The organism is Sulfurovum xiamenensis, assembly GCF_030347995.1.
Lineage (GTDB): Bacteria > Campylobacterota > Campylobacteria > Campylobacterales > Sulfurovaceae > Sulfurovum > Sulfurovum xiamenensis.
Window position 1 is genome coordinate 136,025 of sequence record NZ_JAQIBC010000003.1, and the last position, 23,445, is coordinate 159,469.

At 41.2% G+C, this 23,445-nt stretch carries 25 protein-coding genes; 22 read left to right on the forward strand and 3 right to left on the reverse strand.

Features of this window, described 5'->3' with window-relative positions:
- Window positions 1-266 precede the first annotated feature (266 nt).
- Genes PF327_RS06280 through PF327_RS06310 form a run of 7 tightly spaced genes read left to right on the forward strand, consistent with a single transcriptional unit; the run spans window position 267 to window position 8,363 of the window.
- Window positions 267-2,414 carry an ABC transporter substrate-binding protein gene (locus PF327_RS06280; protein WP_289401766.1) on the forward strand — a complete coding sequence of 716 codons (2,148 nt, stop codon included), beginning with the start codon at window positions 267-269 and terminating at the stop codon, window positions 2,412-2,414.
- The gene (locus PF327_RS06285) at window positions 2,408-3,385 is read left to right on the forward strand and encodes an ABC transporter permease (protein ID WP_289401767.1); all 978 of its coding nucleotides are present in this window, start codon (window positions 2,408-2,410) and stop codon (window positions 3,383-3,385) included. Before PF327_RS06280 ends, PF327_RS06285 begins: the two co-directional genes overlap by 7 nt.
- Window positions 3,382-4,752 (forward strand): ABC transporter permease, encoded by a 1,371-nt coding sequence (locus tag PF327_RS06290; protein WP_289401768.1) that lies wholly within the window; start codon window positions 3,382-3,384, stop codon window positions 4,750-4,752. Before PF327_RS06285 ends, PF327_RS06290 begins: the two co-directional genes overlap by 4 nt.
- The gene (locus PF327_RS06295) at window positions 4,749-6,371 is read left to right on the forward strand and encodes an ABC transporter ATP-binding protein (protein WP_289401769.1); all 1,623 of its coding nucleotides are present in this window, start codon (window positions 4,749-4,751) and stop codon (window positions 6,369-6,371) included. The genes PF327_RS06290 and PF327_RS06295 overlap by 4 nt, the downstream gene beginning before the upstream one ends.
- Window positions 6,355-6,987, forward strand: a complete 633-nt coding sequence (locus tag PF327_RS06300) for an HAD family hydrolase (RefSeq protein WP_289401770.1) — start codon at window positions 6,355-6,357, stop codon at window positions 6,985-6,987. Before PF327_RS06295 ends, PF327_RS06300 begins: the two co-directional genes overlap by 17 nt.
- Before the next feature lie 47 nt (window positions 6,988-7,034).
- On the forward strand, window positions 7,035-7,550 hold the full coding sequence (luxS, locus tag PF327_RS06305) for an S-ribosylhomocysteine lyase (RefSeq protein ID WP_008245649.1): 516 nt from the start codon (window positions 7,035-7,037) through the stop codon (window positions 7,548-7,550).
- Between the two features lie 30 nt (window positions 7,551-7,580).
- Window positions 7,581-8,363: a tRNA (5-methylaminomethyl-2-thiouridine)(34)-methyltransferase MnmD gene (locus PF327_RS06310; RefSeq protein ID WP_289401927.1), complete on the forward strand. Its 783-nt coding sequence runs from the start codon at window positions 7,581-7,583 to the stop codon at window positions 8,361-8,363.
- On the opposite strand, the gene PF327_RS06315 is transcribed toward PF327_RS06310, so the two are convergent.
- Together PF327_RS06315 and ribE are read right to left on the reverse strand one after the other, a co-directional pair.
- Window positions 8,343-8,636 (reverse strand): cupin domain-containing protein, encoded by a 294-nt coding sequence (locus PF327_RS06315; protein WP_289401771.1) that lies wholly within the window; start codon window positions 8,634-8,636, stop codon window positions 8,343-8,345. The two genes, PF327_RS06310 and PF327_RS06315, sit on opposite strands and share 21 nt — an antisense overlap.
- Complete coding sequence (gene ribE / locus PF327_RS06320; RefSeq protein WP_289401772.1) at window positions 8,636-9,253, reverse strand: riboflavin synthase; 618 nt, start codon at window positions 9,251-9,253, stop codon at window positions 8,636-8,638. Before ribE ends, PF327_RS06315 begins: the two co-directional genes overlap by 1 nt.
- A 98-nt stretch (window positions 9,254-9,351) precedes the next feature.
- Here ribE and mnmG point away from each other — a divergent pair, with 98 nt between their 5' ends.
- From mnmG to PF327_RS06360, 8 genes are all read left to right on the forward strand, one after another.
- Complete coding sequence (mnmG, locus tag PF327_RS06325; protein WP_289401775.1) at window positions 9,352-11,226, forward strand: tRNA uridine-5-carboxymethylaminomethyl(34) synthesis enzyme MnmG; 1,875 nt, start codon at window positions 9,352-9,354, stop codon at window positions 11,224-11,226.
- Window positions 11,227-11,566: 340 nt separating this feature from the next.
- Window positions 11,567-12,079: a Rieske 2Fe-2S domain-containing protein gene (locus tag PF327_RS06330; protein WP_008245641.1), complete on the forward strand. Its 513-nt coding sequence runs from the start codon at window positions 11,567-11,569 to the stop codon at window positions 12,077-12,079.
- A gap of 13 nt (window positions 12,080-12,092) precedes the next feature.
- On the forward strand, window positions 12,093-13,322 hold the full coding sequence (locus PF327_RS06335; protein WP_008245639.1) for a cytochrome b: 1,230 nt from the start codon (window positions 12,093-12,095) through the stop codon (window positions 13,320-13,322).
- Between the two features lies 1 nt (window position 13,323).
- Window positions 13,324-14,310 carry a c-type cytochrome gene (locus tag PF327_RS06340; RefSeq protein WP_289401776.1) on the forward strand — a complete coding sequence of 329 codons (987 nt, stop codon included), beginning with the start codon at window positions 13,324-13,326 and terminating at the stop codon, window positions 14,308-14,310.
- A gap of 130 nt (window positions 14,311-14,440) precedes the next feature.
- Entirely contained in the window at window positions 14,441-15,418 is a 978-nt protein-coding gene (moaA, locus tag PF327_RS06345; RefSeq protein ID WP_289401777.1) for a GTP 3',8-cyclase MoaA, read from the forward strand.
- Complete coding sequence (locus tag PF327_RS06350; protein WP_289401778.1) at window positions 15,418-16,176, forward strand: 7-carboxy-7-deazaguanine synthase QueE; 759 nt, start codon at window positions 15,418-15,420, stop codon at window positions 16,174-16,176. Before moaA ends, PF327_RS06350 begins: the two co-directional genes overlap by 1 nt.
- A 60-nt stretch (window positions 16,177-16,236) precedes the next feature.
- Entirely contained in the window at window positions 16,237-16,818 is a 582-nt protein-coding gene (locus PF327_RS06355; protein ID WP_008245631.1) for a 6-pyruvoyl trahydropterin synthase family protein, read from the forward strand.
- 53 nt (window positions 16,819-16,871) lie between these two features.
- The gene (locus PF327_RS06360; protein ID WP_289401779.1) at window positions 16,872-17,435 is read left to right on the forward strand and encodes a c-type cytochrome; all 564 of its coding nucleotides are present in this window, start codon (window positions 16,872-16,874) and stop codon (window positions 17,433-17,435) included.
- A 28-nt stretch (window positions 17,436-17,463) separates the two neighbouring features.
- On the opposite strand, the gene PF327_RS06365 is transcribed toward PF327_RS06360, so the two are convergent.
- Window positions 17,464-18,681, reverse strand: coding sequence for a molybdopterin molybdotransferase MoeA (locus PF327_RS06365; protein WP_289401780.1), 1,218 nt, complete (start codon window positions 18,679-18,681; stop codon window positions 17,464-17,466).
- A gap of 87 nt (window positions 18,682-18,768) precedes the next feature.
- Between PF327_RS06365 and PF327_RS06370 the strand changes: the two genes are divergently transcribed.
- The 7 genes from PF327_RS06370 (at window position 18,769) to PF327_RS06400 (ending at window position 23,409) form a co-directional block, all read left to right on the forward strand.
- Window positions 18,769-19,194, forward strand: coding sequence for a hypothetical protein (locus PF327_RS06370; protein WP_008245615.1), 426 nt, complete (start codon window positions 18,769-18,771; stop codon window positions 19,192-19,194).
- A 2-nt stretch (window positions 19,195-19,196) separates the two neighbouring features.
- Window positions 19,197-19,865 (forward strand): 16S rRNA (uracil(1498)-N(3))-methyltransferase, encoded by a 669-nt coding sequence (locus tag PF327_RS06375; protein ID WP_289401781.1) that lies wholly within the window; start codon window positions 19,197-19,199, stop codon window positions 19,863-19,865.
- Between the two features lie 157 nt (window positions 19,866-20,022).
- Window positions 20,023-20,769: a DUF4395 domain-containing protein gene (locus PF327_RS06380; RefSeq protein WP_289401782.1), complete on the forward strand. Its 747-nt coding sequence runs from the start codon at window positions 20,023-20,025 to the stop codon at window positions 20,767-20,769.
- A gap of 184 nt (window positions 20,770-20,953) precedes the next feature.
- Entirely contained in the window at window positions 20,954-21,154 is a 201-nt protein-coding gene (gene rpmE, locus PF327_RS06385; RefSeq protein WP_008245603.1) for a 50S ribosomal protein L31, read from the forward strand.
- A gap of 102 nt (window positions 21,155-21,256) precedes the next feature.
- Entirely contained in the window at window positions 21,257-22,072 is an 816-nt protein-coding gene (gene rsmI / locus PF327_RS06390) for a 16S rRNA (cytidine(1402)-2'-O)-methyltransferase (RefSeq protein ID WP_289401783.1), read from the forward strand.
- Window positions 22,073-22,139: 67 nt separating this feature from the next.
- Window positions 22,140-22,826, forward strand: coding sequence for a 23S rRNA (guanosine(2251)-2'-O)-methyltransferase RlmB (rlmB, locus tag PF327_RS06395; protein WP_289401784.1), 687 nt, complete (start codon window positions 22,140-22,142; stop codon window positions 22,824-22,826).
- Window positions 22,813-23,409 (forward strand): hypothetical protein, encoded by a 597-nt coding sequence (locus PF327_RS06400; RefSeq protein WP_289401785.1) that lies wholly within the window; start codon window positions 22,813-22,815, stop codon window positions 23,407-23,409. The genes rlmB and PF327_RS06400 overlap by 14 nt, the downstream gene beginning before the upstream one ends.
- Window positions 23,410-23,445: the final 36 nt, after the last annotated feature.

Consider the following 23,445-nt stretch of genomic DNA (forward strand, 5'->3'; position numbering starts at 1 on the left):
TTTATAAATTGTATGTACTCATTCTAGGAAATAAATTTTTAAAAGAGAATTAAAATCAATAAAATTAATGATATATATCATAAAAACTTATTTATGGCGTAGAATACCTATAGTTTATACACCAAAAACAGATCCTACATAAATCAATATTATTGATCATACTGAGTCTCCATAAGTACGAATTAGCCTAAAATGACTAAAGTATGCTACTATTTTACCTCTGATATAATTTAGAAGCAGTTCACGATAAAGGAAGATAAAAATAGATGCAGATGGGTAGGATAAAGATCTTTTTATTGATGATGATCGTATCATTGCTTCAAGCAGATGTTTGGAATAACCCTCACAGTAAGAAAAAGAGTGCCTCCAATACGCTTTTTAGCTCTTTTTCACTCCCTCCTAAGAGATTGGACCCGGTTGTCTCCTATAATGCTAATGAGTGGGCATTCATCGGTCAAATCTATGAACCTCCGTTACAGTATAATTATCTTCAAAGACCTTATACGCTTGAACCACTGACACTCATGGAAATGCCAACAATACGGTATTTGAACAAAGAGAGAGAAGAAGTAGATGAAAATGATAAGAGTGTGGCATTCACTGAATACCGTCTGGACTTGAGAAAAGATGTTATGTATCAAAACCATCCTGCATTTGCGAAAGATGAAAAAGGGGACCTTCTTTATGCAGCATTGAGCCAAGAGGATCTTGAAAAGATAGAGACATTGGATGATTTTCCAAAGAAGGGTACACGTCATTTACTGGCAGCAGATTATGCCTATGCCATAAAGCGTATGGGGGTAAGGCAGAACCATTCTCCCGTTCTGGACACTATGCAAACCTATATTGTGGGGTTAAAGTCATATTCGAGTGCCATTACAAAGATAGCAAAAAAGAAGAAAGCAAAGAGGGAAGTACTTGATCTGCGTGCGTATGATATTGCAGGTGTAAAGGTTGTAGATGATTATACACTGGTCATAGAGATACATGGAAAATACCCGCAGTTTCTCTATTGGCTTACGATGAATTTCTTTGCACCTATTCCTTGGGAGGCAGATATCTTTTACCAGCAACAGGGTTTAGTGGCTAAAAATCTGACGCTCAATTGGTATCCTGTGGGCACAGGAGCCTATTATCTGGCAGAGAACAATCCAAATAAACAGATGCGTCTGGTGAAAAACCCAAATTTTCATGATGAGATCTATCCCGGTTCAGATCATAATGATTCAGGGAAGAAATTACCCTTTATAGATGAAATCATTTATGCACTGGAAAAAGAGAGTATACCTTTATGGAACAAGTTTTTACAGGGGTATTATGATGCTTCAGGCATCAGTTCAGAAGCGTTTGACCAAGCTGTACAGATCTCTTCATCGGGGACTATGGGGCTAAGTGAAGAGATGCAGAAAAAAGGTATATCTTTGATCGGATCTGTGCAGCCTTCCATTTACTATATGGCCTTTAATATGGTAGATCCTATTGTTGGCGGATATACAGAGTCAGCTAGAAAATTAAGACAAGCGATTAGTATTGCCATTGATCAGGAAGAGTACATCACTATCTTCATGAATGAAAGAGGGATAGCAGCACAAGGTGTGATACCTCCCGGTATTTTTGGCTATGAAGAGGGGGAAGAAGGTACAAACAGTGTGGTCTATGACTGGGTTGACGGGAAGAGAGTACGCAAGTCACTGGCGTTTGCCAAGCAGCTCTTGGCAGAAGCAGGATACCCAAATGGTGTTTCAAAGAAAACAGGAAAGCCTTTGAAACTTCACTATGATACGACTGCTACGGGTCCTGATGACAGAGCTTTGATGGACTGGTATCGTAAACAGTTTGATAGTTTGGGGATACAGCTTGTGATACGTGCGACTGACTATAATCGCTTTCAAGATAAAGTACGTAAAGGGAAGACACAACTTTTTTCATGGGGCTGGAATGCAGATTATCCGGATCCGGAAAACTTTCTCTTTTTGCTCTATGGGGGAAATGCCTCTATTGATACCAATGGTGTGGGGATCAACTCCTCAAATTATAAAAACCCGGTGTTTGACACACTCTTTGAAAAAATGAAAACGATGAAGAATACACCTGAGAGAATGGAAATTATACGTCAAATGGTAAACATATCAAGAGAGGATGCACCCTGGGTGTGGGGTATTCATCCTAAGTCTTTGGCCTTGTCTCATGCATGGTACCGTAATGTAATTCCCAATGCCATGGCAAACAATACACTGAAGTATAAACGTATAGATGCTGCTTTGCGGGTAGAAAAACAAAAAAAATGGAATCAGCCTGCAGTGATGCCACTGTTCATCATGGTATTGTTTCTAGTGATCATGGCATTTTCACTTCGTCGTATTTACAGAAACAGACAAAACAGGGTGATCTTTCAAGAGGAGGGTAGATGTTAGCCTATATCATTAGACGTATACTCTATGCGATACCCATACTGATAGGGGTCAACCTTATTACCTTTATGCTGTTCTTTATGGTCAATAGTCCCGATGACATGGCAAGGGTACAGCTAGGTGCGAAACAGGTCACACCTGAACTTATACAGTCATGGAAAGAGCAGAGAGGCTATGATAAACCTCTTTTTGTCAATACCAAAGCAGAAGGTCTGTCACAGATTTCAGATACCCTTTTTGTACAAGAGTCACTCAAACTCTTCTCCTTTGATTTTGGTTTTTCGGACAGCAACCGTGATATAGGATCGGATATTAAAGAGCGGATGATGCCCAGTCTCTCCATTGCTTTACCTACATTTGTGATCGCATTGATCACCAACATCAGTCTGGCATTGCTTTTGGTACTTTTTAGAGGTTCCATTTTAGATACGAGTATGATGATCATTGCCGTGATGATCATGTCGGTCTCCGGTCTCTTTTATATCATTGCAGGGCAGGTCCTATTTTCCAAAATATGGCACTGGGTACCTATATCGGGCTATGAGAGTGGATGGGATGGCATAAAGTTCATTCTCTTGCCTGTGATGATAGGGGTGTTTTCGGGTATAGGGTCAGGTGTACGTTGGTACAGGAGTATCTTTTTAGAGCAGATCAACCAGGATTATGTGCGAACCGCAAGGGCCAAAGGACTCTCTGAAATCAAAGTATTGTTCGGGCATGTGCTTCGTAACGGTATGCTTCCTATTTTGACAGGGGTGGTGGTGATCATTCCTTCACTCTTTATGGGAAGTCTTATTATGGAATCCTTTTTTGGTATTCCCGGACTTGGTTCATACACGATCGATGCGATCAATTCGCAAGATTTTGCTATCGTTAAAGCGATGGTCTTTTTAGGTTCGGTCCTTTATATCCTGGGATTGATCTTGACAGACATCTCCTATACACTTTTTGATCCGCGGGTGAAGCTCTCATGAAATTGGTATTACTTTGGACAGACATCTTGGTATGGTCATTGATGATAGTACTTTTTCTGGGGTCATGGGTGATCTCGCGTTCTCCTCAAATTAAAGCACAGTGGCATGCGATCTTTAGATCTAGTATCGCGATGGCCTCTTCAACGGTACTTTTGTTCTATCTATTGTTTACGTTGCTTGACTCTGTACATTTGCGTTTGTCACTGCCTCTTGAAGGACAAAAAAATCAGGAGGTCGTGTATGGTTCTGAGATGGTCTCCCTTCTGGATCTACTCTTTGAACATAACATTCAAAACACAGAGCGTACCTACTCTGCACCTTTTGCAACGGAAGAGTATGCAAGTTCCATCATGGTAGATGAAAATGGTATGACCAAACAGGTGCACCTGCCGTTAAAGCATGTTTCCACAAAAGATAACGTTGTACAAGAGTCTTTGTTCGCATTGGGTGTGGGGTTGATAGTGAGTCTGTCACTGGTCGTGTTGCATCTCTGGTGGAGAGAGCGATCAAGATTTATGCTTGCATGGAAAGAGATGTGGCAAGGAGAGAGTGATTTGCCGTGGCGTACGGCTTATGTGACATTCATCGTATTGGTGATGGCATTTACCTGGCTTTATATGCTTAGCTACTCTTATCATGTATTGGGTACAGATAAAGTAGGCAACGATGTGCTTTATCAAAGTTTCAAAAGCATTCGTACCGGCGTTCTCATAGGGATACTTACCACACTTATCATGTTACCTGTAGCGGTGATCCTAGGTGTAAGTGCAGGGTTGTTTGGCGGCTGGGTAGATGATGTGATCCAGTATCTTTATACTACACTCTCTTCGATCCCGGGTGTACTGCTGATCGCAGCGGGGGTACTCTCTATGCAGGTGATGATGGAGAATCATCCCACATGGTTTGAAACTACTCTTGAACGTTCTGATCTACGTTTGCTCTTTCTTATTTTGATCCTTGGAATTACTTCATGGACAGGTTTATGTAGACTGCTTAGGGCTGAGACACTTAAAATCTCTCAAATGGAGTTTGTCACCGCAGCCAAAGCATTTGGCGTGAGCAAGCTTACGATTATCCGTCGTCATATAGTGCCTAATCTCATGCATATTATTCTTATCTCTGTGGTGTTGGACTTCTCTGGCCTGGTACTGGCTGAAGCGGTACTGTCATATGTGGGTGTAGGGGTCGATCCAACGATGCACTCATGGGGAAACATGATCAATCAGGCGCGACTGGAGATGGCAAGAGAACCCATGGTATGGTGGTCACTCTTTTCGGCATTTGTATTCATGTTTATTTTGGTTTTGGCCGCCAATCTATTTTCTGACCGTATTCAAACGGTACTGGACCCTAGGAATAAAGTATGAGCAGTATCTTAACCATTAAAGATCTGTCGTTGAGTGTGGGGAGTGACATCTTGTTGGATCGTATCAGTTTTGAGATTCAACATGGAGAGATCTTTGCTTTAGTGGGCGAGTCCGGATCCGGTAAGTCTTTAACCTCATTGGCTATCATGCGACTGCTGCCTGAGGTCATAGCTGTGCGTTCAGGAGAGATCTATTTAAAAGATAGTGCATTGTTTACCCTGCCAGAAGCACAGATGCAAAAAGTACGAGGTAAATCAATAGCGATGATCTTTCAGGAACCTATGTCCGCCTTGAACCCGGTTATGACAGTAGGTTCGCAAGTTGCAGAAGTACTCAAGGTGCATTTGGGGCTCAAAAAAGAGCAGATCAAAGAGAAGGTACTCTCCCTATTTAGGGAAGTGGCATTGAAAGATCCTGAAGAACGTTACCACTGGTATCCGCATCAACTCTCTGGTGGACAAAAACAAAGAGTGATGATAGCCATAGCACTGGCCTGTGAACCTGACCTGCTTATTGCTGATGAGCCTACAACAGCATTGGATGTTACGATACAGGCACAAGTACTCGGGTTACTCAAAAAGATATGTAAGCAAAGAGATCTCTCTATTTTGTTCATCACGCATGATATGGCCGTCGTCTCAGAAATGGCTGATAGGGTTGCAGTTATGAAAAAAGGAGAGATAGTCGAGCAAGCAGCGTGTAAAGATTTTTTTACGTATCCACAACATGCTTATACGCAGCGCTTGTTGGCAGATGCCAGGACTACAAAAGCCTACACCAAAGTAGAAAAAGGTTATGAACCCTTAATTGAGGTAGAAGGGCTAAAAGTACATTTTCCCATCAAAAAAGGTTTTTTCCAAAGAACAACAGGGGTTGTCAAGGCAGTAGATGATGTCACATTTTCTATTGCAAAGGGAAGGACCCTGGCACTGGTGGGAGAATCCGGAAGCGGTAAAAGTACCATTGGTAAAGCAATACTCTCACTACTGGATGAGACAGAGGGAGAAGTGCGTTTTGAGAACCAAAATCTGGTTGGGTTGGATAAAAAAGCTTTAAGTTCATACAGACGTAAGATACAAGTGGTGTTTCAAGATCCTTTTTCTGCACTGAACCCCCGGATGACCATAGCCAATATCATCAGAGAAGGTATGATAAGTTTGGATGTGGGACCAAAAAGTAGAAGAGAACAAGATAAGTATATTGCGGCACTTCTTTTAAAAGTGGATTTGGAAGCTGCCCACATGCATCGTTATCCGCATGAGTTTTCAGGAGGACAACGTCAACGCATAGGTATCGCAAGAGCATTGGCAGTAGAACCTGAACTGATCATTTGTGATGAACCTACTTCAGCACTGGATGTCACTGTACGGACACAGGTCCTGGATTTACTGAGCCGATTGCAAAAAGAATCAGGGGTCTCGTATCTGTTTATCACACATGATCTCTCTATTATCCCTATGATAGCCGATGAGGTTGCTGTGATGAAAGAGGGTAAAATAGTCGAACAAGGGTTAGTGAAAGATGTGATGGAAGATCCTCAGCATCCTTACACACAAAAATTACTTGCTTCAGCACCAAAATTAATGCATAAAGAAAGAGAAGATGATAATACTATTTGATTTAGACGGAACACTGATTGATTCAACAGAAGCGATACTAGAGAGTTTTGATGTTGCATTTAAAACATTTGGTACAGCAGTACCGGATGAGGAACGTATTAAAGCAGAGATAGGACATCCTTTGGATGTGATGTTTGCAACATTGGGCGTTGAAGCATCTTATGTGGATGCACATGTGCAGGCCTATAAGAGGCACTATAGAAAGATCTCATGTGCGAAGACCGTATTGCTTCCTGAAGCAAGAGAAGCGGTGGAACTAGCAAGTCAACATGCCAGGCTTGGGGTTGTGACGACCAAAACGGCCAAATACTCCATAGAGCTTTTGGAACATATGGGGTTGATGACCTATTTTGATGTATTGGTAGGCAGAGAGGATGTGGTAAATCCCAAACCGCATCCCGAACCTATCTTTAAAGCGTTGTCCAAATTGCAGAGTGAAAGAAATATCTATTGGATGATAGGTGACACACCGATGGATATATTGGCAGCCAATGCGGCAAAGATCAATAGTGTGGCAGTCACATGCGGATATGCAGATGAAACCTTACTACTGGAGCATACGGATAATGTCTCTAAGAGTGCACTTGAGGCTGTGAAGTTCATTACTCAATTATAATACAAATTAAAACGCTATAATCAAAAAAATAGTTTGAAGGAAATTTTATGCCATTATTAGACAGTTTTACTGTAGACCATACGAAGATGATCGCACCTGCGGTACGTGTGGCTAAAAAGATGAGTAGCCCAAGCGGAGATGATATTACAGTCTATGACCTGCGTTTTTGTGTACCCAATCAGGAAGCATTGCCGGAAAAAGGTATCCATACATTAGAACATCTGTTTGCAGGTTTTATGCGAGACAATTTGAACAGTAAGGATGTGGAGATCATAGATGTCTCTCCTATGGGATGCCGTACAGGATTCTACATGTCAGTGCTCGGATCACCAAAAGCCAAAAAGGTAGCCAAAGCGTGGAAGAAGTCGATGAAAGATGTACTTGGCGTTGAAAGCAAAAAAGATATCCCGGAATTGAATAAGTATCAGTGCGGGACATACAAAATGCATTCATTAGATGAAGCACAAGCGATTGCACACACGGTATTGGATAGAGGTGTAGGCGTGATGGACAATAGAAAACTGAAAATGACAAAAAAACAGATCAAAGAGGCAAACAAATAGTGTTCAGCCTGATACCTGCAGATATGCTTGATGTATAATAAATCGTTAAGAGAAGAGAAAAAGCTGGTACTGTGTGAAGATGGTACCCATACACTCTTTTCTGTTGAATTTGACGAACCCTACCACTCTACCAAAGACGGTGCACTCCATGAGTCTTTAGAGAAACATGTAAAACCCGCATTGACTTTCAGCCAAAACAAGAGCGAACTGAGGATTTTGGATATCTGTTTTGGTCTGGGGTATAATACCTTTGCCACACTCTATTACATCAAAACACAGGGTTTGAAGACAAAAGTCCACATACTCTCTCCGGAGTTTGATGAAGGACTTGTCCGCTCTTTGGATACCTTTGATTTTCCTCCGGAGTTTGAGGGTATCCAACACATTATCAAAGCGATCAGTGCTGATCTTTACTATGAAGATGAACAGTTCAAGATAGAGATACTGCTGGGCGATGCAAGAGAAAGTATTCCAAAGATCGAAGACAAAATAGACATCATTTATCAAGATGCCTTCAGCCCCGCACACAATCCACTGCTTTGGACAAAAGAACACTTTACCGATATAAGAGTACTTTGCAAAGAGGATGCACTACTTACCACCTACTCAACAGCAGCAGCTGTACGTTTGGGACTGTATGAAAATGATTTTTTTATTTTTGTACACCGGGCTGAAATGATGCGTTTTTCGACGATCGCTTCTTTGAAGATGTTAGATGGATTGGAATATATCGATATGGAACTGAAAAAACTGCGTAATCCCCAGGCACGCAGTATGAAAGATGAAGCGTATCTAAAAGATATGGACCGTTAGCCAGAGTGTACCATTTTGTGTATACAGCACACGATGGGGTGTGTTTGCGGGGATGAAGAGTGTATCTCCTCTTTTCAGTGTTTGCTCTGACTCATTTAAAAGCAGTGTTGCTTCACCTTCGAGTAAGACCAGCCATTCATCCTCTTCCTGTAGATATTCCGTTTCATCTAAATCATCTGAGCTGACGATACGGTTTATTTTGATATTTTTATGTTCAAGAAGCGGGGTAAAGGTTTCACAGCTTTGAGGTGTGATAGTGTCGTAAATATTCACTAGTATGTCATCTGCAAGCTGTCAATCTCTTCCCAGCTCATACTTTTTTTCGGGTTTCTGTGTGACAGAATGTGGTCGATGTACCTGGCAAACATATCGGTCTCTATATTCAGTTTGGTTCCCACTTTATAATTTTTCATCAGGGTCTCTTTGAGTGTGTGTGGGATGATGGTGAGTCTAAAATAATCTGCACCTACATCATTGACGGTCAAAGAGATACCGTCTATGGTGATAGAGCCTTTGGGTATGATATGAGCGATGTATTTTGGATCCACAGTGATAATGAAGTCGGTGGCATTCTCTCTAGGCGTGATCTGTGAAACTGTACCGACACAATCGACATGCCCCTGTACAATGTGCCCTTCAAAACGGTCATGCATCATCATCGCAGGTTCCATATGCACAGCACCGGAGAGCTTACTTTCATCGATGATGGAACGTGTTTCATCTGCCAGTTCAAGATCAAAGCCGTCACTGTTTACCTTAATAACAGTCAAACAGACACCGTTGATGGCAATAGAGTCACCAAGTTTTGCTTTATGTTTAGACTGTATGGTTAATATATTATTTTGGTAGCTTTTTACTGTGGCGATTTCACGTATCAGACCTGTAAACATAGACTCTCTTTTTTTAGATATAATTCGATTATTATAGCAAAATATATATTTTTTCTTGTTCCAAGCCTCGGTTTGTGAACAGGAGGTAAGGTTTTTTTATGAATTATGATGTCATAGTCATCGGTGGCGGACATGCAGGTATAGAGGCTTCTTTGGCTTCTGCACGTATGGGCAGTAAAACATTGATGATCACAATATTAGCAGAACAGATCGGTGCATCTTCCTGTAACCCGGCCATAGGCGGATTGGCCAAAGGTCACCTGGTCCGTGAAGTCGATGCACTTGGCGGTGAGATGGGTCTGTGTACAGATAAAACGGGGATACAGTTCCGTACGCTCAATGCTTCCAAAGGTCCGGCAGTAAGAGGGAGTCGTGCACAGATAGATATGGATGAGTATCGTATCTATATGCGTAATGTGGTACTCAATACGGAGAATCTTGATGTTAAACAGGAGATCGCAGAAGGTCTGATCATAGAAGAGGGTGAGGTCAAAGGTGTCACGACACAGTTGGACAATACTTACAGGGCATCCAAGGTCATCATCACGGCAGGTACATTCCTTAACGGGCTTATCCATATAGGTGAAAAAACACAAACAGCAGGACGACAGGGTGAATTTGCCTCTGTAGAGCTGGCAGAGTATCTGCGTGGACTGGGGTTGAATATCGGACGTCTTAAAACAGGAACCTGTGCGCGTATCGATGCGAAGACCGTGGACACATCGGGTATGGAGATACAACCGGGAGACACCCCACCGCCGCCTTTTTCCTTCAGAACGGATAAAAAGACATTTAATCCCAAGCAACTGCCATGTTATGTGACCTACACCAATGAAGATACCCATGAGATCATTGAGAGTAATTTCTATAGAGCACCGATGTTCTCAGGACAGATAGAAGGGGTGGGACCGCGCTACTGTCCAAGCATCGAAGATAAGATCAATCGATTCAGGGACAGACCTAGACACCAGATCTTTGTAGAGCCTCAGACGATCGATGAAACCGAGTATTATATCAACGGTATGAGTACCTCTTTACCGACGGATGTACAGCTTGAGATGGTACGCTCGGTGGCAGGGATGGAAAATGCGAAGATCGTCCGCTACGGTTATGCTATAGAGTATGATTATATACAGCCGACAGAACTAAAACATACGCTTGAGACAAAGAAGATCAAAGGACTCTATACCGCAGGTCAGATCAATGGTACGACAGGGTATGAAGAAGCAGCAGCACAGGGGCTGATGGCAGGGATCAATGCTGCATTGAGCATACAAGGGAAAGAACCTTTTATTCTTAGACGTGATGAAGCCTATATCGGGGTACTGATAGATGACCTGGTGACCAAGGGGACCAAAGAACCATACCGTATGTTCACCAGTCGTGCAGAGTACAGACTTCTTTTACGGGAAGACAATGCAGATATGAGACTTTCCCATTACGGAAAAGAGCTGGGTCTTTTGGATGATGCGTATATCAAACGCTTTGAAAAGAAAAAAGCCGATATTGAAGAGGCATTGGATTACTTGAGAGTCCATCATGCCACGCCTACCAAAGAGTTCTTAGCCAAACTCGAGTCTATAGGGGCGATGAAGATCAATGACAAAACCTATATGATGGATGTCATAGGGCGTGGTGAATTCAACAGAGAAAAATTAATTACGCTTCTACCGGAATTTGACAAGTATGATGATGAGGTGATAGAACAGATTTTGATCGAAGCAAAATACAGCCGTTATATAGAAAAACAGCAGCAGCAGATCCTGCAAATGGATGATATGCTTAAGATTAAAATTCCAGAAGGTTTTGCCTATAGAAATATCGCAGGATTAAGCAATGAGATCGTAGAAAAACTTGAACTTGCTACGCCACCTACACTGTTCGCTGCGTCACAGATATCAGGTGTGACCCCTGCGGCTTTGGAAATTATACATGTGCATATCAAAATGGCGCAGAAAAACAAAAAAAAATGATGCACCGGTAAGCGAATAAACGGATATTATACCATTGTCACTCAACTCCAAACTCATTTTTCTGGTTTCACCTCTTTGTAGGTGTAACCTGTTCCAATTCAAAATACAAACATCGAAATAGATTTCCATTCCATTCTCATTTTATCTATAAGTCCACCTTTGGGTAAGTGAAACGAGAGAAATGTATATACTTTAATTATAATAAAAGTATTAAAATAATTTATTATTATAAACATAAATTAAATCTATAATATTTTTAATTTATGTTTCTTTTACACTTCTTATTTAACCATAAGTACAATACAATATAAACATAGTTTTAATTGATGGAGGATCAAAGATGAAAGAAAACGAAAAAGGTCGTCGAGACTTTATGGGTATGGCACTGGGTGCATGTGCTGCTGTAGGGGGTGTAGGTGCACTTTATGCTGCAAAACGCACATGGGACCCATTGCCGAGTGTCAAGGCAGCTGGATTTACTACGATCGATCTAAGTATGGCGCAAGAAAATGTACTGAATGTTGAAAAATGGAGAGGAAAGCCGATCTTTATTTTGAAAAAATCAGCAGATATGAAAGCAGATGACAGAGATATTGTGATCGGTACAGATAGATATCATGTTTCTATAGGTCTTTGTACACACTTAGGATGTATTCCTGCCTATGAGAAAGACCAGCATAAATTCAAGTGTGCTTGTCATGGTGGAGAGTTTGATGCAAGTGGACACCAAATTTTCGGTCCTCCTCCAAGTCCACTTGAAATTCCTCCATTTAAAATAGAGGGCACAAAGCTTGTGCTGGGTGAGACAGGTCCAGAATATCAGAAAATGTTAGATGCCGGTCTAACAGTATAAGGGGAGGGGAGTTATGGCACATTTTGAAAAAGCAAACAGTCTGAATGAGTGGTTGGATCAGCGTTTAGCGATCAATACACTCAAAAGAGTACTTAATACAGAATACTGGATCCCAAAAGACATAAACTTTCTTTGGGCTATGGGTATGGTCCTGGCAGCAACATTCGGTATGCTCGTGATTTCAGGTATCTTCTTACTGATGTATTATAAACCAGATACAAATCTGGCATTTGATTCTGTGAACTATACGATCATGAGTGAAGTAGGATATGGTTGGTTATGGAGACATATTCACGGTGTGGGTGCGTCGATCGTATTCCTTATCATCTACATTCATATGTTCACAGGTATCTATTATGGTTCCTACAAAAAAGGTAGAGAATTGATCTGGCTTTCGGGTATGGGACTCTTTGTTGCATTCTCAGCAGAAGCTTTCTCAGGATATATGCTACCTTGGGGACAGATGAGTTACTGGGCCGGTATGGTTATTACAAACCTCTTCTCAGGCGGTTCACTTGAAGCCTATGGTTTGGTTGAGTGGATACGTGGTGATTATGTCCCGGGTGATGCATTCTTAACAAGATTTTTTATGTTGCATGTATTGTTGCTTCCATTGGTGATCATAGGGCTTATCGTACTGCATTTTGGTACGCTTAGAATTCCGCATGTCAACAATCAGGAAGGTGCAGAGATCGACTTTAAAGAAGCAGCTGACCTCTGGAAAGCCGGTAAGAAAAAAGAGTCTAAAGTTATTCCATTCTCTCCGGTATTCTTGAGTAAAGATGTCTTTGTAATGGGTGTCTATTTTATACTCTTCTTTTATTTGGTGTTCTATAACTTTAACTTCGCGATGGACCCGGTGAATTTTGATCCGGCAGACGGATTGAAGACACCGGCACACATTTATCCTGAGTGGTACTTCTTGTGGTCTTATGAGATCCTGCGTCCATTTGGAAAAGATGCCGGTTTGATCGCGTTTGGTATTGCACAGGCAGCCTTGTTCTTCTTACCATTTATCGATAGAAGTCCAAATGTGGCTCCGGCACATAAAAGAGGACTTTTCCAAGTGTGGTTCTGGGTATTATTGATCGATATGATCGCATTGACTGCTTTGGGAAAATTGCCACCGACAGATCCTACATTTGCTCTTTTAGGTAAGATCTCTGCATGGACGTTCCTGGCACTTGGACCGATCCTGGTGGTTATTACCATGTTTGAGAAAAAAATAGAGAAAGGAGCATAACATGAGAGAGTTGAAAATATTAGCCGTTGTTGTCTTCTTTTCGTTATTGACCTATTATCTGGTAGAGCCTTATGCACACCATGAAATGCACAAGAAAGTAGATGCCCAAGGAAATGAGATAAAAACAGAGAGTCATGGATTTATCTATGATGGTACAGCTGACATCGTTGAAGCAGAACGTGCAGGTGATGCCTCTAAACTGGCGGCAAAAGAAGCATTCTGGGCTGATGTAGCAAAAGTGGCTAAACTTGAAGGAAATGCTGCAGCAGGTGAAGCTGGTTTTGGTTTATGTATGGGATGTCACAATGGTGCAAACATGAACATGGGTGGTGTAATACCGCCAAATCTTGATCATGCAGGTGCAATTTATGATAAAGATTATCTCATCGCACTTATCAAAGATCCTGCTATGGCATCGAACGTGGATCATAAGTATGCAGATACGATGATGCACCCTATGGGTTCGATCAAGTCTATGATGACTGATGATCAGCAGATTGCAGATGTGGTAGCTTATATACTTGAGAACAAAGCAGGTGAAGTAACCCCTAAAGAAGCTTATATGGAAGCATGTATGAGATGTCATGCCGTGCGTTACGGGAAACTGACACAATTGGGTGAAACACCTGTATTTAAACATGAAAAAGAGGCACTTGCCTATAAGATAAAAGTGATAGATGAACAGGACGCAGTGAAAGCCTATATGGGTAAACTTCCTCCTGATCTTTCCATGATCATCAGAGCAAGAAGCGAACACTTCATGGAGACATTTATAGAAAATCCACAAAGCCAATTGGCCGGTACCTCTATGCCTAGAGTGGGATTAAGTCATGAAGGCTATGAGAAGGTCAAAGCATACTTGACTGAAGTGGGTGATCCAAGTAAAGAAAAAAGAGAAGCGATCGGGCCGATCGTGATCGGTTTCTTTATCCTCTTCTCACTTCTTGCGTTGTTGTGGAAGAAATCACAATGGAGAGATCTACACTAATTTAGTAACTTAGGACAGGGAACTTCCTTGTCCTCACTTTTTTTATACACATTATCCCTTTTTTATCTACATTTAGGTACCCTAAGAAAAAATTTGAAGAAATTTTAAAAAATTATACATTGGATTTTATATGCTTATAGATGGACATGGCCGTACAGTCAACTACTTACGTATCTCAGTGACAGAACGTTGTAATTTCAGATGTCAGTACTGTATGCCGGAAAAACCTTTTTCATGGGTACCTAAAGAGAACTTACTTACTTTTGAAGAACTTTTTTTATTTGTCAAAGTTGCCATTGATGGAGGGGTAACGAAGATTCGTCTGACCGGTGGGGAACCGTTACTCAGAGAAGACCTGGATAAATTTATCAAGATGATATCTGATTATAAGCCCGATATCGATCTGGCATTAACAACCAATGCGTATCTTCTTCCTGAAGCAGCACAAAGACTGAAGGATGCTGGCCTTAAAAGACTGAATATTTCACTTGATTCACTGAAGGCGGATGTGGCAGCGAAGATCGCAGGAAAAGATGTACTTCCCCAAGTGCTTAAAGGTATCGAGAAAGCTTTAGAAGTGGGACTTAAAGTGAAGATCAATATGGTACCTCTTAAAGGTATCAATGATGGTGAGATCCTTGATATCCTGGAGTACTGTAAAGCACGTAACATCAAAGTACGTTTCATAGAGTATATGGAAAACAGACATGCGGATCAGGCACTCAAGGGTATGCATGGTAGAGAGATACTTGAGAAGGTCAAAGAGAGGCATACGATCCATGCTTTAGGACGGGAAGGAGCCAGTCCATCGTTTAATTATGCGCTTGAAGATGGTACAGAGTTTGGATTGATAGACCCGCATAAGCATGATTTCTGTGAAAGCTGCAACCGTATACGTTTGACTGCTGAAGGGAATCTCATTCCCTGTCTCTATTTTGATGAAGCGATGAGCATTGCAGAATCAGTGAAAAAGGGTGATATCCACGGTGCAGCAAATGTCTTGGCCCAGGTACTCAAAGACAAACCCAAAGAGAACCGTTGGAGTGAGGAGAACCCTAATGAAGAGAAAGAGATCTCCTCACGTGCCTTTTATGAAACTGGTGGCTGATGTTTTACCTTACTGAACAGTTTTTCTCGATCCAGGGTGAAGGTAAATACGCCGGGGTGCCTTCGTACTTTTTACGTACAGGCGGATGTAATTTGAACTGTCCCGGTTTTGGTGCCAGTTATGAAGTCAACGGTGAAGTACGTTATGGCTGCGATACCTATTTTGCTGTAGACAGTGCCTATGCCAAATCCTGGATAAAAGTAGATGAGAGCAAAACACTGATCGACAAACTTCAAAATGAATTCACCCATATAGGCTATAAACCGCATGTGGTCATTACAGGCGGTGAGCCCTTAATGTATCATAGTGATAAAGTGTTTTATGCAGTCATTGAGTGGTTAGTTTCGGAAGGGATAGAGGTCACTTTTGAAACCAATGGTACGATCGAAATAGATTTTGAAAAGTATCCTGCCTACAGCTCCTGCATCTTTGCACTCTCTTTAAAGTTGGCCAATTCAGGTGAACCTGAAGAGAAGCGTATTATCCCTCAGGCACTTCGATCCATACGAGATCATGCCAAAGAGTCTTTTTTGAAATTCACCATCGATGCGGAGCTGGTCAAGACGTCCGCAGAGGATGAGATAGCATCCATCCGGCAGATACTGCCTGAGCTTCCGGTCTATTGTATGCCTGTGGGTGAAAGCAGGAATACGATTTGGAAAAATGACAAAGCAGTGTTTGAATTCTGTATGAGACATAATTTTAGGTACAGTGACAGATTGCATATACGTGTTTTTGATACCACACAGGGTGTATAACCTAAATTTTAGCTAGCTTGGTTAAAATCAGATTAATATACTCCTATTTGAGGAAGAAAGATGTTGATCAGAAAACTTTTTAAATTTGAAAATGCGCACATTGTACGAGATTGTACCACACAGCGCTGCAGCGAAAATATCCATGGGCACTCTTATAAAATTGAAGTACTTTTAGAGTCAAACTATCTTGATGCCGGACAAATGGTGTATGATTTTGGACTGACCAAACGGGTTATCAAAGAGCTGATAGACTCGTTTGATCATGCGATCACACTTTGGTCCAAAGATGATACAAAGTATGTAGAAGCGATGAAAACCTATAGTAACAGATGGGTGGAACTGCCTGTTTCCCCTTCAGCCGAACAGTTTTCCCGTGTGATCTACCTGATGGTGGAACGTGTTTTGGCATGTACAGATATGCAAAATGGAGAGAGGGAAGTAAAACTTCACAGTATCATCGTACATGAGACCGACACGGGATATGCACAAGGGTTCAAAGAAGATGCCCATAGTGAACTGATGGGAACGATCAAGCTTGAAGATATCGTATTCTCTCCTCAAGTACAAAAGGAATGGAGCGACAGTGCACTTTGGGAAAAACTGCTGAATCATATTCACATTAAAAATCCAAAAAAAGTGTAGATCCTTTTTTTTGGTTATAATAGTAGCTGAACGAAAGAAAGAAGGAAAGAAATATGAAGAATAGTACATTACTTTCTCTTGTAGCAGCAGCAGTGTTGTTTACAGCATGTGGAGAAGAGACTCAAAAAGTGGCAGCGGAAGTGAATACGACCAAAGTAGCAGAAGCAGTGAAAAAAGATACTATCAATGCTGTAGAATCGGCGAAGAGCAAAATAACTGAGGTGGCGGAAGCAGCAAAAGTCGAAGTAAAAGAGATGGCGGATATAGCAGCAGAAAAGGCAGAAGTGGCAAAAGAAACAGCGGCATCCAAAGTAGCTGAAGCAGCGGCAGTCGTGGAGGAAAAAGCAGCAGCGATGACAGCATCTGCAACACCTGAAGCCCCGGCAGCCTATGCAAAATGTACAGGGTGTCATGGTGCAAACGGTAAGACCAAAGCCCTGGGTAAATCAGCGATCATAGCCGGTCAAGACAAAGAGGCACTGATCACTTCTCTCAAAGAGTATAAAGCCGGTACCAAAAATGTAGCGGGTATGGGTTCACTTATGAAGGGTCAAGTAGCAACGATGTCTGATGAAGAGATCGAAGCAGTAGCGGAGTATCTTTCACAAATCAAATAGCTTATAGAGGGTAAGTCCCTCTTTGCCATTAAAAGGTAAAAAAGTCTTCCTTTTGTGAAGCGGTCAATTCCCAATTGATCGGTAGTATCTTCACCATTCTGCCTTTTTCAAGCACCGAGATCTCCGGTGTGGTAATAAGCATGGCATTGGCTTGTTCCAAGGGGGAGATCATTCCTGGAAGCTGTTTTGTGAACGGCATAAATGTCTCTCCGTCAAAGATACCTAGACGTACGGTATGTTTACCTGCCCTTAGTGTGAAGTCTTCTCTCATTTGTGTGGATATCGTATGGTGATAATGGGCCTTCATACCTGACATTTTACGTATGGCAGCACGTACGAACATCTCATAATTTACCATCGATGCAAGTGGGTTCCCGGGCAGATTGATCACAACAGTCTCTCCTATGGTCCCAAACGCAGTTGGTTTCCCCGGTTTGATATCTACTTTGTCAAAGTGCAGTGTCATACCCAGGTTTGTAAAAGCTTCTTTGGTAAAGTCTCTGTCCCCCATACTGATACCGCCGGATGTGATAATGATATCCGCGTTCAATGCAGACTTGATAGCAGAGGTCAAAGACTCTAACGTGTCACCAGAACTTCCTATGTATTCTACTTCGCATCCCAGTTCTTTGGCACGTGCCAGGAACATAGGCGTATTTGAGTTGTAGAGTTGGTGTGGAGCTATTTTTTCGTAGTGTGGACGTAGTTCATCTCCTGTACCAAATACCGCCACTTTGATCTTGCGTGTTACACGCAGATGGGTCACTCCCTGGCTGGCAAGCAATGCGATGCTGTATGCCGTGACCTTCTCTCCCTTATGTAAGTAGACAGAACCACTCTTAATATCTTCACCCGCACGTCTGATATGACCATCTTTTTTGATCTCTTCTGGTAGGGTGACCTGTGTGCCAATGACCGTGGTATTCTCTATGGGGATGATAGCTTCACAACCATCTGGGATCGGTGCACCCGTCATGATCTTGATGGCCTTTGTAGGCTGAAGTGTCATTTGGGGGTCATCACCGGCATAGATCACATCTGTACACTCCACAGTACTGTTCGCATCGGCACATTTCACGGCATAGCCATCCATGGCAGAGTTGTCAAAACGCGGGAGATCAAATGTAGCGATGGAGTCTTCACTCATCACACGTCCTAATGCCATCTCTATAGGTATGACCTCAGAGTTTACCACAGGGGTATTTTTATCAATAATATCAAGTGCTTGGGTGATGGAAACCGGCATATTGAACCTTTAGAATTAAGTTAGGTTGATTATAACTAAATAGGGTATAATCCACTTTTAAACAAATAAAAATTACAGGAAATTCATATGGTTGAAGAGATGTTAGCCGCACATAGTATTTTAGTGAAAGTCTTTTTGGGCTTTTTGGTTGGAGGATTATTGATTCCGATGATGACAGCAAACAATCCATTGGGATTCAGAAAAGCAAGTTTTATCTATACGATGATCTTTCAGGCACTGGCTACCATGATAGCATTTGCTGGTATCGTGGCTGTGTTTACAGGTGATCTGGGTTGGTCGGTAACGACGATCATCATGGTCGTGGTCTGGGCGGTATTGATGTATATAGAGATCAAGAAGTATAAGCTGATCAAAATAGCCAATCTAGACAATGCTGAGGCGCACAAGTTGCTCAAAGGTGCATTTTTGAAAATATCTTTCGTGCAGATCCTACTGGTGGTTGTGATGATCGTACTGATGGTCCTTAAAGCCAAAGGTGTGATAGCACTGTAAACATGTTATATCTTTATCAGAAAGAGGCAGGTCAGCCTCAGCTTACCCTGCTTGGAGACGAGCATCGTTACATTTTTAAAGTACGAAGACATAAAGTAGAGGATACCTTGTATCTTCGTAACCTTGAAGATGGACTACTGCATCGTTATCTGATCACTTACATGGATAAACGTTCCGTGATACTTGAACTGCAAGAGAGTCAAACACTTGAGATCAAAGCAAAAGTATCACTGCATATAGGCTGGTGTGTGATCGACCCTAAAAATATAGAAAAAGTGCTTCCGTCGTTGAATGAAATGGGTGTAGAAAAGATCACTTTTATCTACTGTAAACGTTCTCAAAAAAGTTTTAAAGTCGATTTTAAACGACTGGAAAAAATACTTTTCAACTCTTCTCAGCAGTCAGGAAGATCCGAATTGATGCAGTTGGAAATGGCGGATGACCTGGAGACGTTTTTAGAGAAAAATCCTCATAGCAAGATGTTGAACTTTTCAGAGAATCATTGTGTTTCAAATGAAGGTATCGATACGATAGTCATTGGGTGTGAAGGGGGCTTTCATGAAGAGGAAGTCGCACTGTTCAAAAAGAGTGATATTGTAGGTTTTGACACCCCGCTTGTATTAAAAAGTGAGAGTGCGGCATGTGCAGTTGCGGCGAAAGTGCTGTTGTAGATTTTTAGCACTTGGCTTGTATCATGTTGAAACATTTTGGCATATTATGTTTTGATTAATACTTCTTGGATATACTCATCATTCTATTTTTTAGATTCGCTCATCTGGGTTTCGATCCTATGAGTAGATGAGACGATATGACAACAAAGGAAATGGTTTGAAGTTACCAAATTTTTTATGGGAATATGGCGAAAAAGTCCCAGGATATGATGTTGGCGTGATCAATGAACGAGAGGCACGGGCTGGTGCAGGTATACTCGGTATGTTGGGAATGATCGTTATTTTTGTCGGTATTGGTTTTAACCACACAATAGTGGCAAGGGTCTATCTGGCATTTTTATTTCTTGATTTTACCGTCAGGGTCATAAACCCGAGCTACTCTCCCTCTTTGCTTGTGGGAAAATTTTTTGTACAAAATCAAAAACCGGAATATGTGAGTGCATTACAAAAACGTTTTGCATGGACGATGGGATGGTTTATCGCCCTTCCTATGGTATGGTGGTTTGTGATACACTGGGACATCTCTTTTTACAAAGTATTGATCTGTGTACTTTGTCTTCTTTTTACATTTTTGGAGAGTGCTTTTTCGATCTGTGTAGGGTGTAAATTCTATAAAATTTTTACCAAACTAGATCCGGTACATTGTCCCGGAGGTGTGTGTGAAGTACGAGCAAAAGAGCCGATACAGATGTTCAACCCTGTTCAAAAAGTGATCACTGCTTTAACGATGATCGGACTTGTTGCGGGAACCTATCTTTTCATAGCGAATTCAGAGCCTCAAACCTTCTTTGGTGAATTCCTGCATGAAGCGGTATTGACCGATGCACAGTTGCAGCAGGAGAAAGATGAAGCGTATGAAAGAGAAGCCGCTGCTGCTTTTGCAGATGATGATGAGGATTGGTAGAGGCTTGTATGCTCCTGATGGGCAGAGAGGCGTTTTATAATTTTTTAAAACTATTTGGGTATAATTTCGCCCTATATTGTCTCGCCTGAGAGCGTTGCAATGCCCCTTTTTTCTGAAAAAGGAAGAGTCATCGGCTAGAGCAGGTTAGTTGCCTGACACACAAAATAAACTAAAAGGTTAGAAAATGAGAAAAGAAATTCACCCAGATTATGTTGAGTGTAAAGTTACATGTGCTTGTGGTAACACATTTCAAACAAAAACAAATAAAGAAGCGTTAAGTATTGATATTTGTAACGAATGTCACCCATTCTTTACAGGTTCTGAAAAAATTCTTGATGCTGCTGGTAGAGTAGAGAAGTTCAAGAACAAATATAAATTAAGTTAATCTTGATAGCATAGAGAGTATGTTCTCTATGCTTGCAGTCATGCTAAGTTTGCTTTCTCTTTAAGCACTCACTTATACGCTTCATACATTAAAGTATTTACTATGTTAACATTTATTCCCACCCCCATTGGAAACCCCCAAGATATTACGATCAGAGCGATGAAGCTTTTTGAAAAAGCTGAACTCTTTTTATGTGAAGATACACGTCAGACCAAACGACTTTTGCGTCTGCTCGAAGAGCGGTTTGATATGATGTATCCTGATGCATCGTTCTACTCTTTTAATGAACATAATGGAGAAGAGAGACTTGAGGAGTTTGGCAGCATTTTAGGGGACAAAGAAGTAGTATATGTCAGTGATGCGGGTATGCCGATCATCTCTGATCCCGGACAGATCCTTGTTGCTTATGCACAAGAAAACAACATACCCTACGATGTGCTTCCTGGGGCATCTGCAGTGACCACAGCGTATGCAGCAAGCGGTTTTGAAGAGGGAAAATTTCTTTTTTATGCATTTTTACCGCACAAAGGCAAAGAGAGAAGTACCGCACTGAGTGAAGCGATGAGCAATGGCTACAACACCGTATTGTATGAAGCCCCTCACCGTCTGGAAAAACTTTTAAATGAGATCGTGATACTCGATGAGGATAGAGAACTTTTTCTGGCAAAAGAGATCAGTAAAAAATATCAAAGATACTATCGAGGTACAGCTAAATCACTCAATGAAGAATTCAAAGAGTTGAACATACGCGGTGAATGGGTAGTGATCATCAAAGCCCAAAAAAGTATAGAAAAAAGTCTTAGTTTTACCGAAGTCTTAAGTTTGGACCTACCCCCAAAACCTAAAGCGAAACTGCTTGCACAGCTTAGTGATAAAAGTGTCAAAGAGTGGTATAGTGAACTCACACAAACTACTTAACACTGTAAAAGCAAAAAAAAGGTAAAATCACTCAATTAGTAACTAGGATAAAAAGGTTATCATTTTTATGATTATATATGGAAAACAAGTCTGTTTGCATGCTCTGGAGCAGCATTCGGAGAAAATAAAAACTGTCTATGTTGCTAAGAAGGGAATACTTCCTAAAGAGCTGTTCCATAAATACCATAATAGTATTAAGTTTTTAGAAGAGAAGTGGGCCCAATCTATGAGTAAGGGCGGAAATCACCAGGGAATACTGGTTGAGATGGAAGCATTTGAACAAAGCACTCTGACAGAGATCAAAAAAAATGATTTTATTGTTGTACTGGATGGTTTAACAGATGTGGGGAATATAGGGGCCATTGTAAGGTCTGCTTATGCACTCGGTGCGGATGCTGTAATTTCGGCAGGGGTCAAGCAGCTTAATTTTGCTGCCATTGCACGTACAAGTTCCGGTGCTATGCTGGATATGCCCTTTATGATCTCAGCAAATATTTTAGATACATTTAATGAACTTCAGCAACTTGGATTTACTTTCTATGGTGCCTCGATGGATGGAGAAAATGTACAAGAGATGACATTTGACACCAAACGTGTACTTGTGTTGGGGAGTGAAGGCAAAGGACTTTCCAAGAAGGTCATAGCTAAACTGGATCATAGGGTATCGATAGAGATGAAACATGCATTTGACTCATTGAATGTGAGTGCAGCCGCAGCGATTTTAATACATAGGATGGGTTATGCAATTAAATGAGATACTTGAAGAAAATACGATAAAAAGTATCAGTCAAAAGACAAAGATATCTGAAGAGAATCTTGAAAATCTTTTGGCTGCAAATTTTGATGCAATAAAAAAGATCAAAGCCTTAGGTTTTATCTCTATTCTAGAACGAGAGTATAAAGCAGATCTAAGTCAGTTAAAAGAAGAAGCATTGGCCTATTACTCGAATGAAAAAGAAGAGAAAGGTTTTACTGTAGTGCATCCTATGGATGAAGAGAAAAAAGGGAAATCAAAATTGTTTTTATTTCTTGTCTTGGCTCTTTTGGCGTATGCTTCTTGGTATTTTTTTACACAGTTCGATAAAAACCATTTGAGTGGGCTCATCCCCTTTATCGATGAACAAAAGATAGAAAATACTGTCATGGATAATGAAGAAAATAAAGAAGAGATGAGCATAGAAGATCTCAGTATTGCCAATGTGGTTGTCAGCAATATGGATACAAACAGAGTAGTAGAAGAAACAGTAGAAGATGTTGTTCCTAAAGAGCATATAGAGAGTGGTAAAGCCATGGTGGAAGAAGGAAATGTTTCGACTGAACCTGTAAGCCAATTTTAGTACTGTCTGGATGGGACTAATGATAAAAATGAAAAA

Excerpts from the sequence above, each read along its gene's own strand:
- PF327_RS06280 (WP_289401766.1), top strand. The coding sequence starts at position 267 with ATGCAGATGGGTAGGATAAAGATCTTTTTATTGATGATGATCGTATCA.
- PF327_RS06285 (WP_289401767.1), top strand. The coding sequence starts at position 2,408 with ATGTTAGCCTATATCATTAGACGTATACTCTATGCGATACCCATACTG.
- PF327_RS06290 (WP_289401768.1), top strand. The coding sequence starts at position 3,382 with ATGAAATTGGTATTACTTTGGACAGACATCTTGGTATGGTCATTGATG.
- PF327_RS06295 (WP_289401769.1), top strand. The coding sequence starts at position 4,749 with ATGAGCAGTATCTTAACCATTAAAGATCTGTCGTTGAGTGTGGGGAGT.
- PF327_RS06300 (WP_289401770.1), top strand. The coding sequence starts at position 6,355 with ATGATAATACTATTTGATTTAGACGGAACACTGATTGATTCAACAGAA.
- luxS (WP_008245649.1), top strand. The coding sequence starts at position 7,035 with ATGCCATTATTAGACAGTTTTACTGTAGACCATACGAAGATGATCGCA.
- PF327_RS06310 (WP_289401927.1), top strand. The coding sequence starts at position 7,581 with ATGTATAATAAATCGTTAAGAGAAGAGAAAAAGCTGGTACTGTGTGAA.
- ribE (WP_289401772.1), bottom strand. The coding sequence starts at position 9,253 with ATGTTTACAGGTCTGATACGTGAAATCGCCACAGTAAAAAGCTACCAA.
- mnmG (WP_289401775.1), top strand. The coding sequence starts at position 9,352 with ATGAATTATGATGTCATAGTCATCGGTGGCGGACATGCAGGTATAGAG.
- PF327_RS06330 (WP_008245641.1), top strand. The coding sequence starts at position 11,567 with ATGAAAGAAAACGAAAAAGGTCGTCGAGACTTTATGGGTATGGCACTG.
- PF327_RS06335 (WP_008245639.1), top strand. The coding sequence starts at position 12,093 with ATGGCACATTTTGAAAAAGCAAACAGTCTGAATGAGTGGTTGGATCAG.
- PF327_RS06340 (WP_289401776.1), top strand. The coding sequence starts at position 13,324 with ATGAGAGAGTTGAAAATATTAGCCGTTGTTGTCTTCTTTTCGTTATTG.
- moaA (WP_289401777.1), top strand. The coding sequence starts at position 14,441 with ATGCTTATAGATGGACATGGCCGTACAGTCAACTACTTACGTATCTCA.
- PF327_RS06350 (WP_289401778.1), top strand. The coding sequence starts at position 15,418 with ATGTTTTACCTTACTGAACAGTTTTTCTCGATCCAGGGTGAAGGTAAA.
- PF327_RS06355 (WP_008245631.1), top strand. The coding sequence starts at position 16,237 with ATGTTGATCAGAAAACTTTTTAAATTTGAAAATGCGCACATTGTACGA.
- PF327_RS06360 (WP_289401779.1), top strand. The coding sequence starts at position 16,872 with ATGAAGAATAGTACATTACTTTCTCTTGTAGCAGCAGCAGTGTTGTTT.
- PF327_RS06365 (WP_289401780.1), bottom strand. The coding sequence starts at position 18,681 with ATGCCGGTTTCCATCACCCAAGCACTTGATATTATTGATAAAAATACC.
- PF327_RS06370 (WP_008245615.1), top strand. The coding sequence starts at position 18,769 with ATGGTTGAAGAGATGTTAGCCGCACATAGTATTTTAGTGAAAGTCTTT.
- PF327_RS06375 (WP_289401781.1), top strand. The coding sequence starts at position 19,197 with ATGTTATATCTTTATCAGAAAGAGGCAGGTCAGCCTCAGCTTACCCTG.
- rpmE (WP_008245603.1), top strand. The coding sequence starts at position 20,954 with ATGAGAAAAGAAATTCACCCAGATTATGTTGAGTGTAAAGTTACATGT.
- rsmI (WP_289401783.1), top strand. The coding sequence starts at position 21,257 with ATGTTAACATTTATTCCCACCCCCATTGGAAACCCCCAAGATATTACG.
- rlmB (WP_289401784.1), top strand. The coding sequence starts at position 22,140 with ATGATTATATATGGAAAACAAGTCTGTTTGCATGCTCTGGAGCAGCAT.
- PF327_RS06400 (WP_289401785.1), top strand. The coding sequence starts at position 22,813 with ATGCAATTAAATGAGATACTTGAAGAAAATACGATAAAAAGTATCAGT.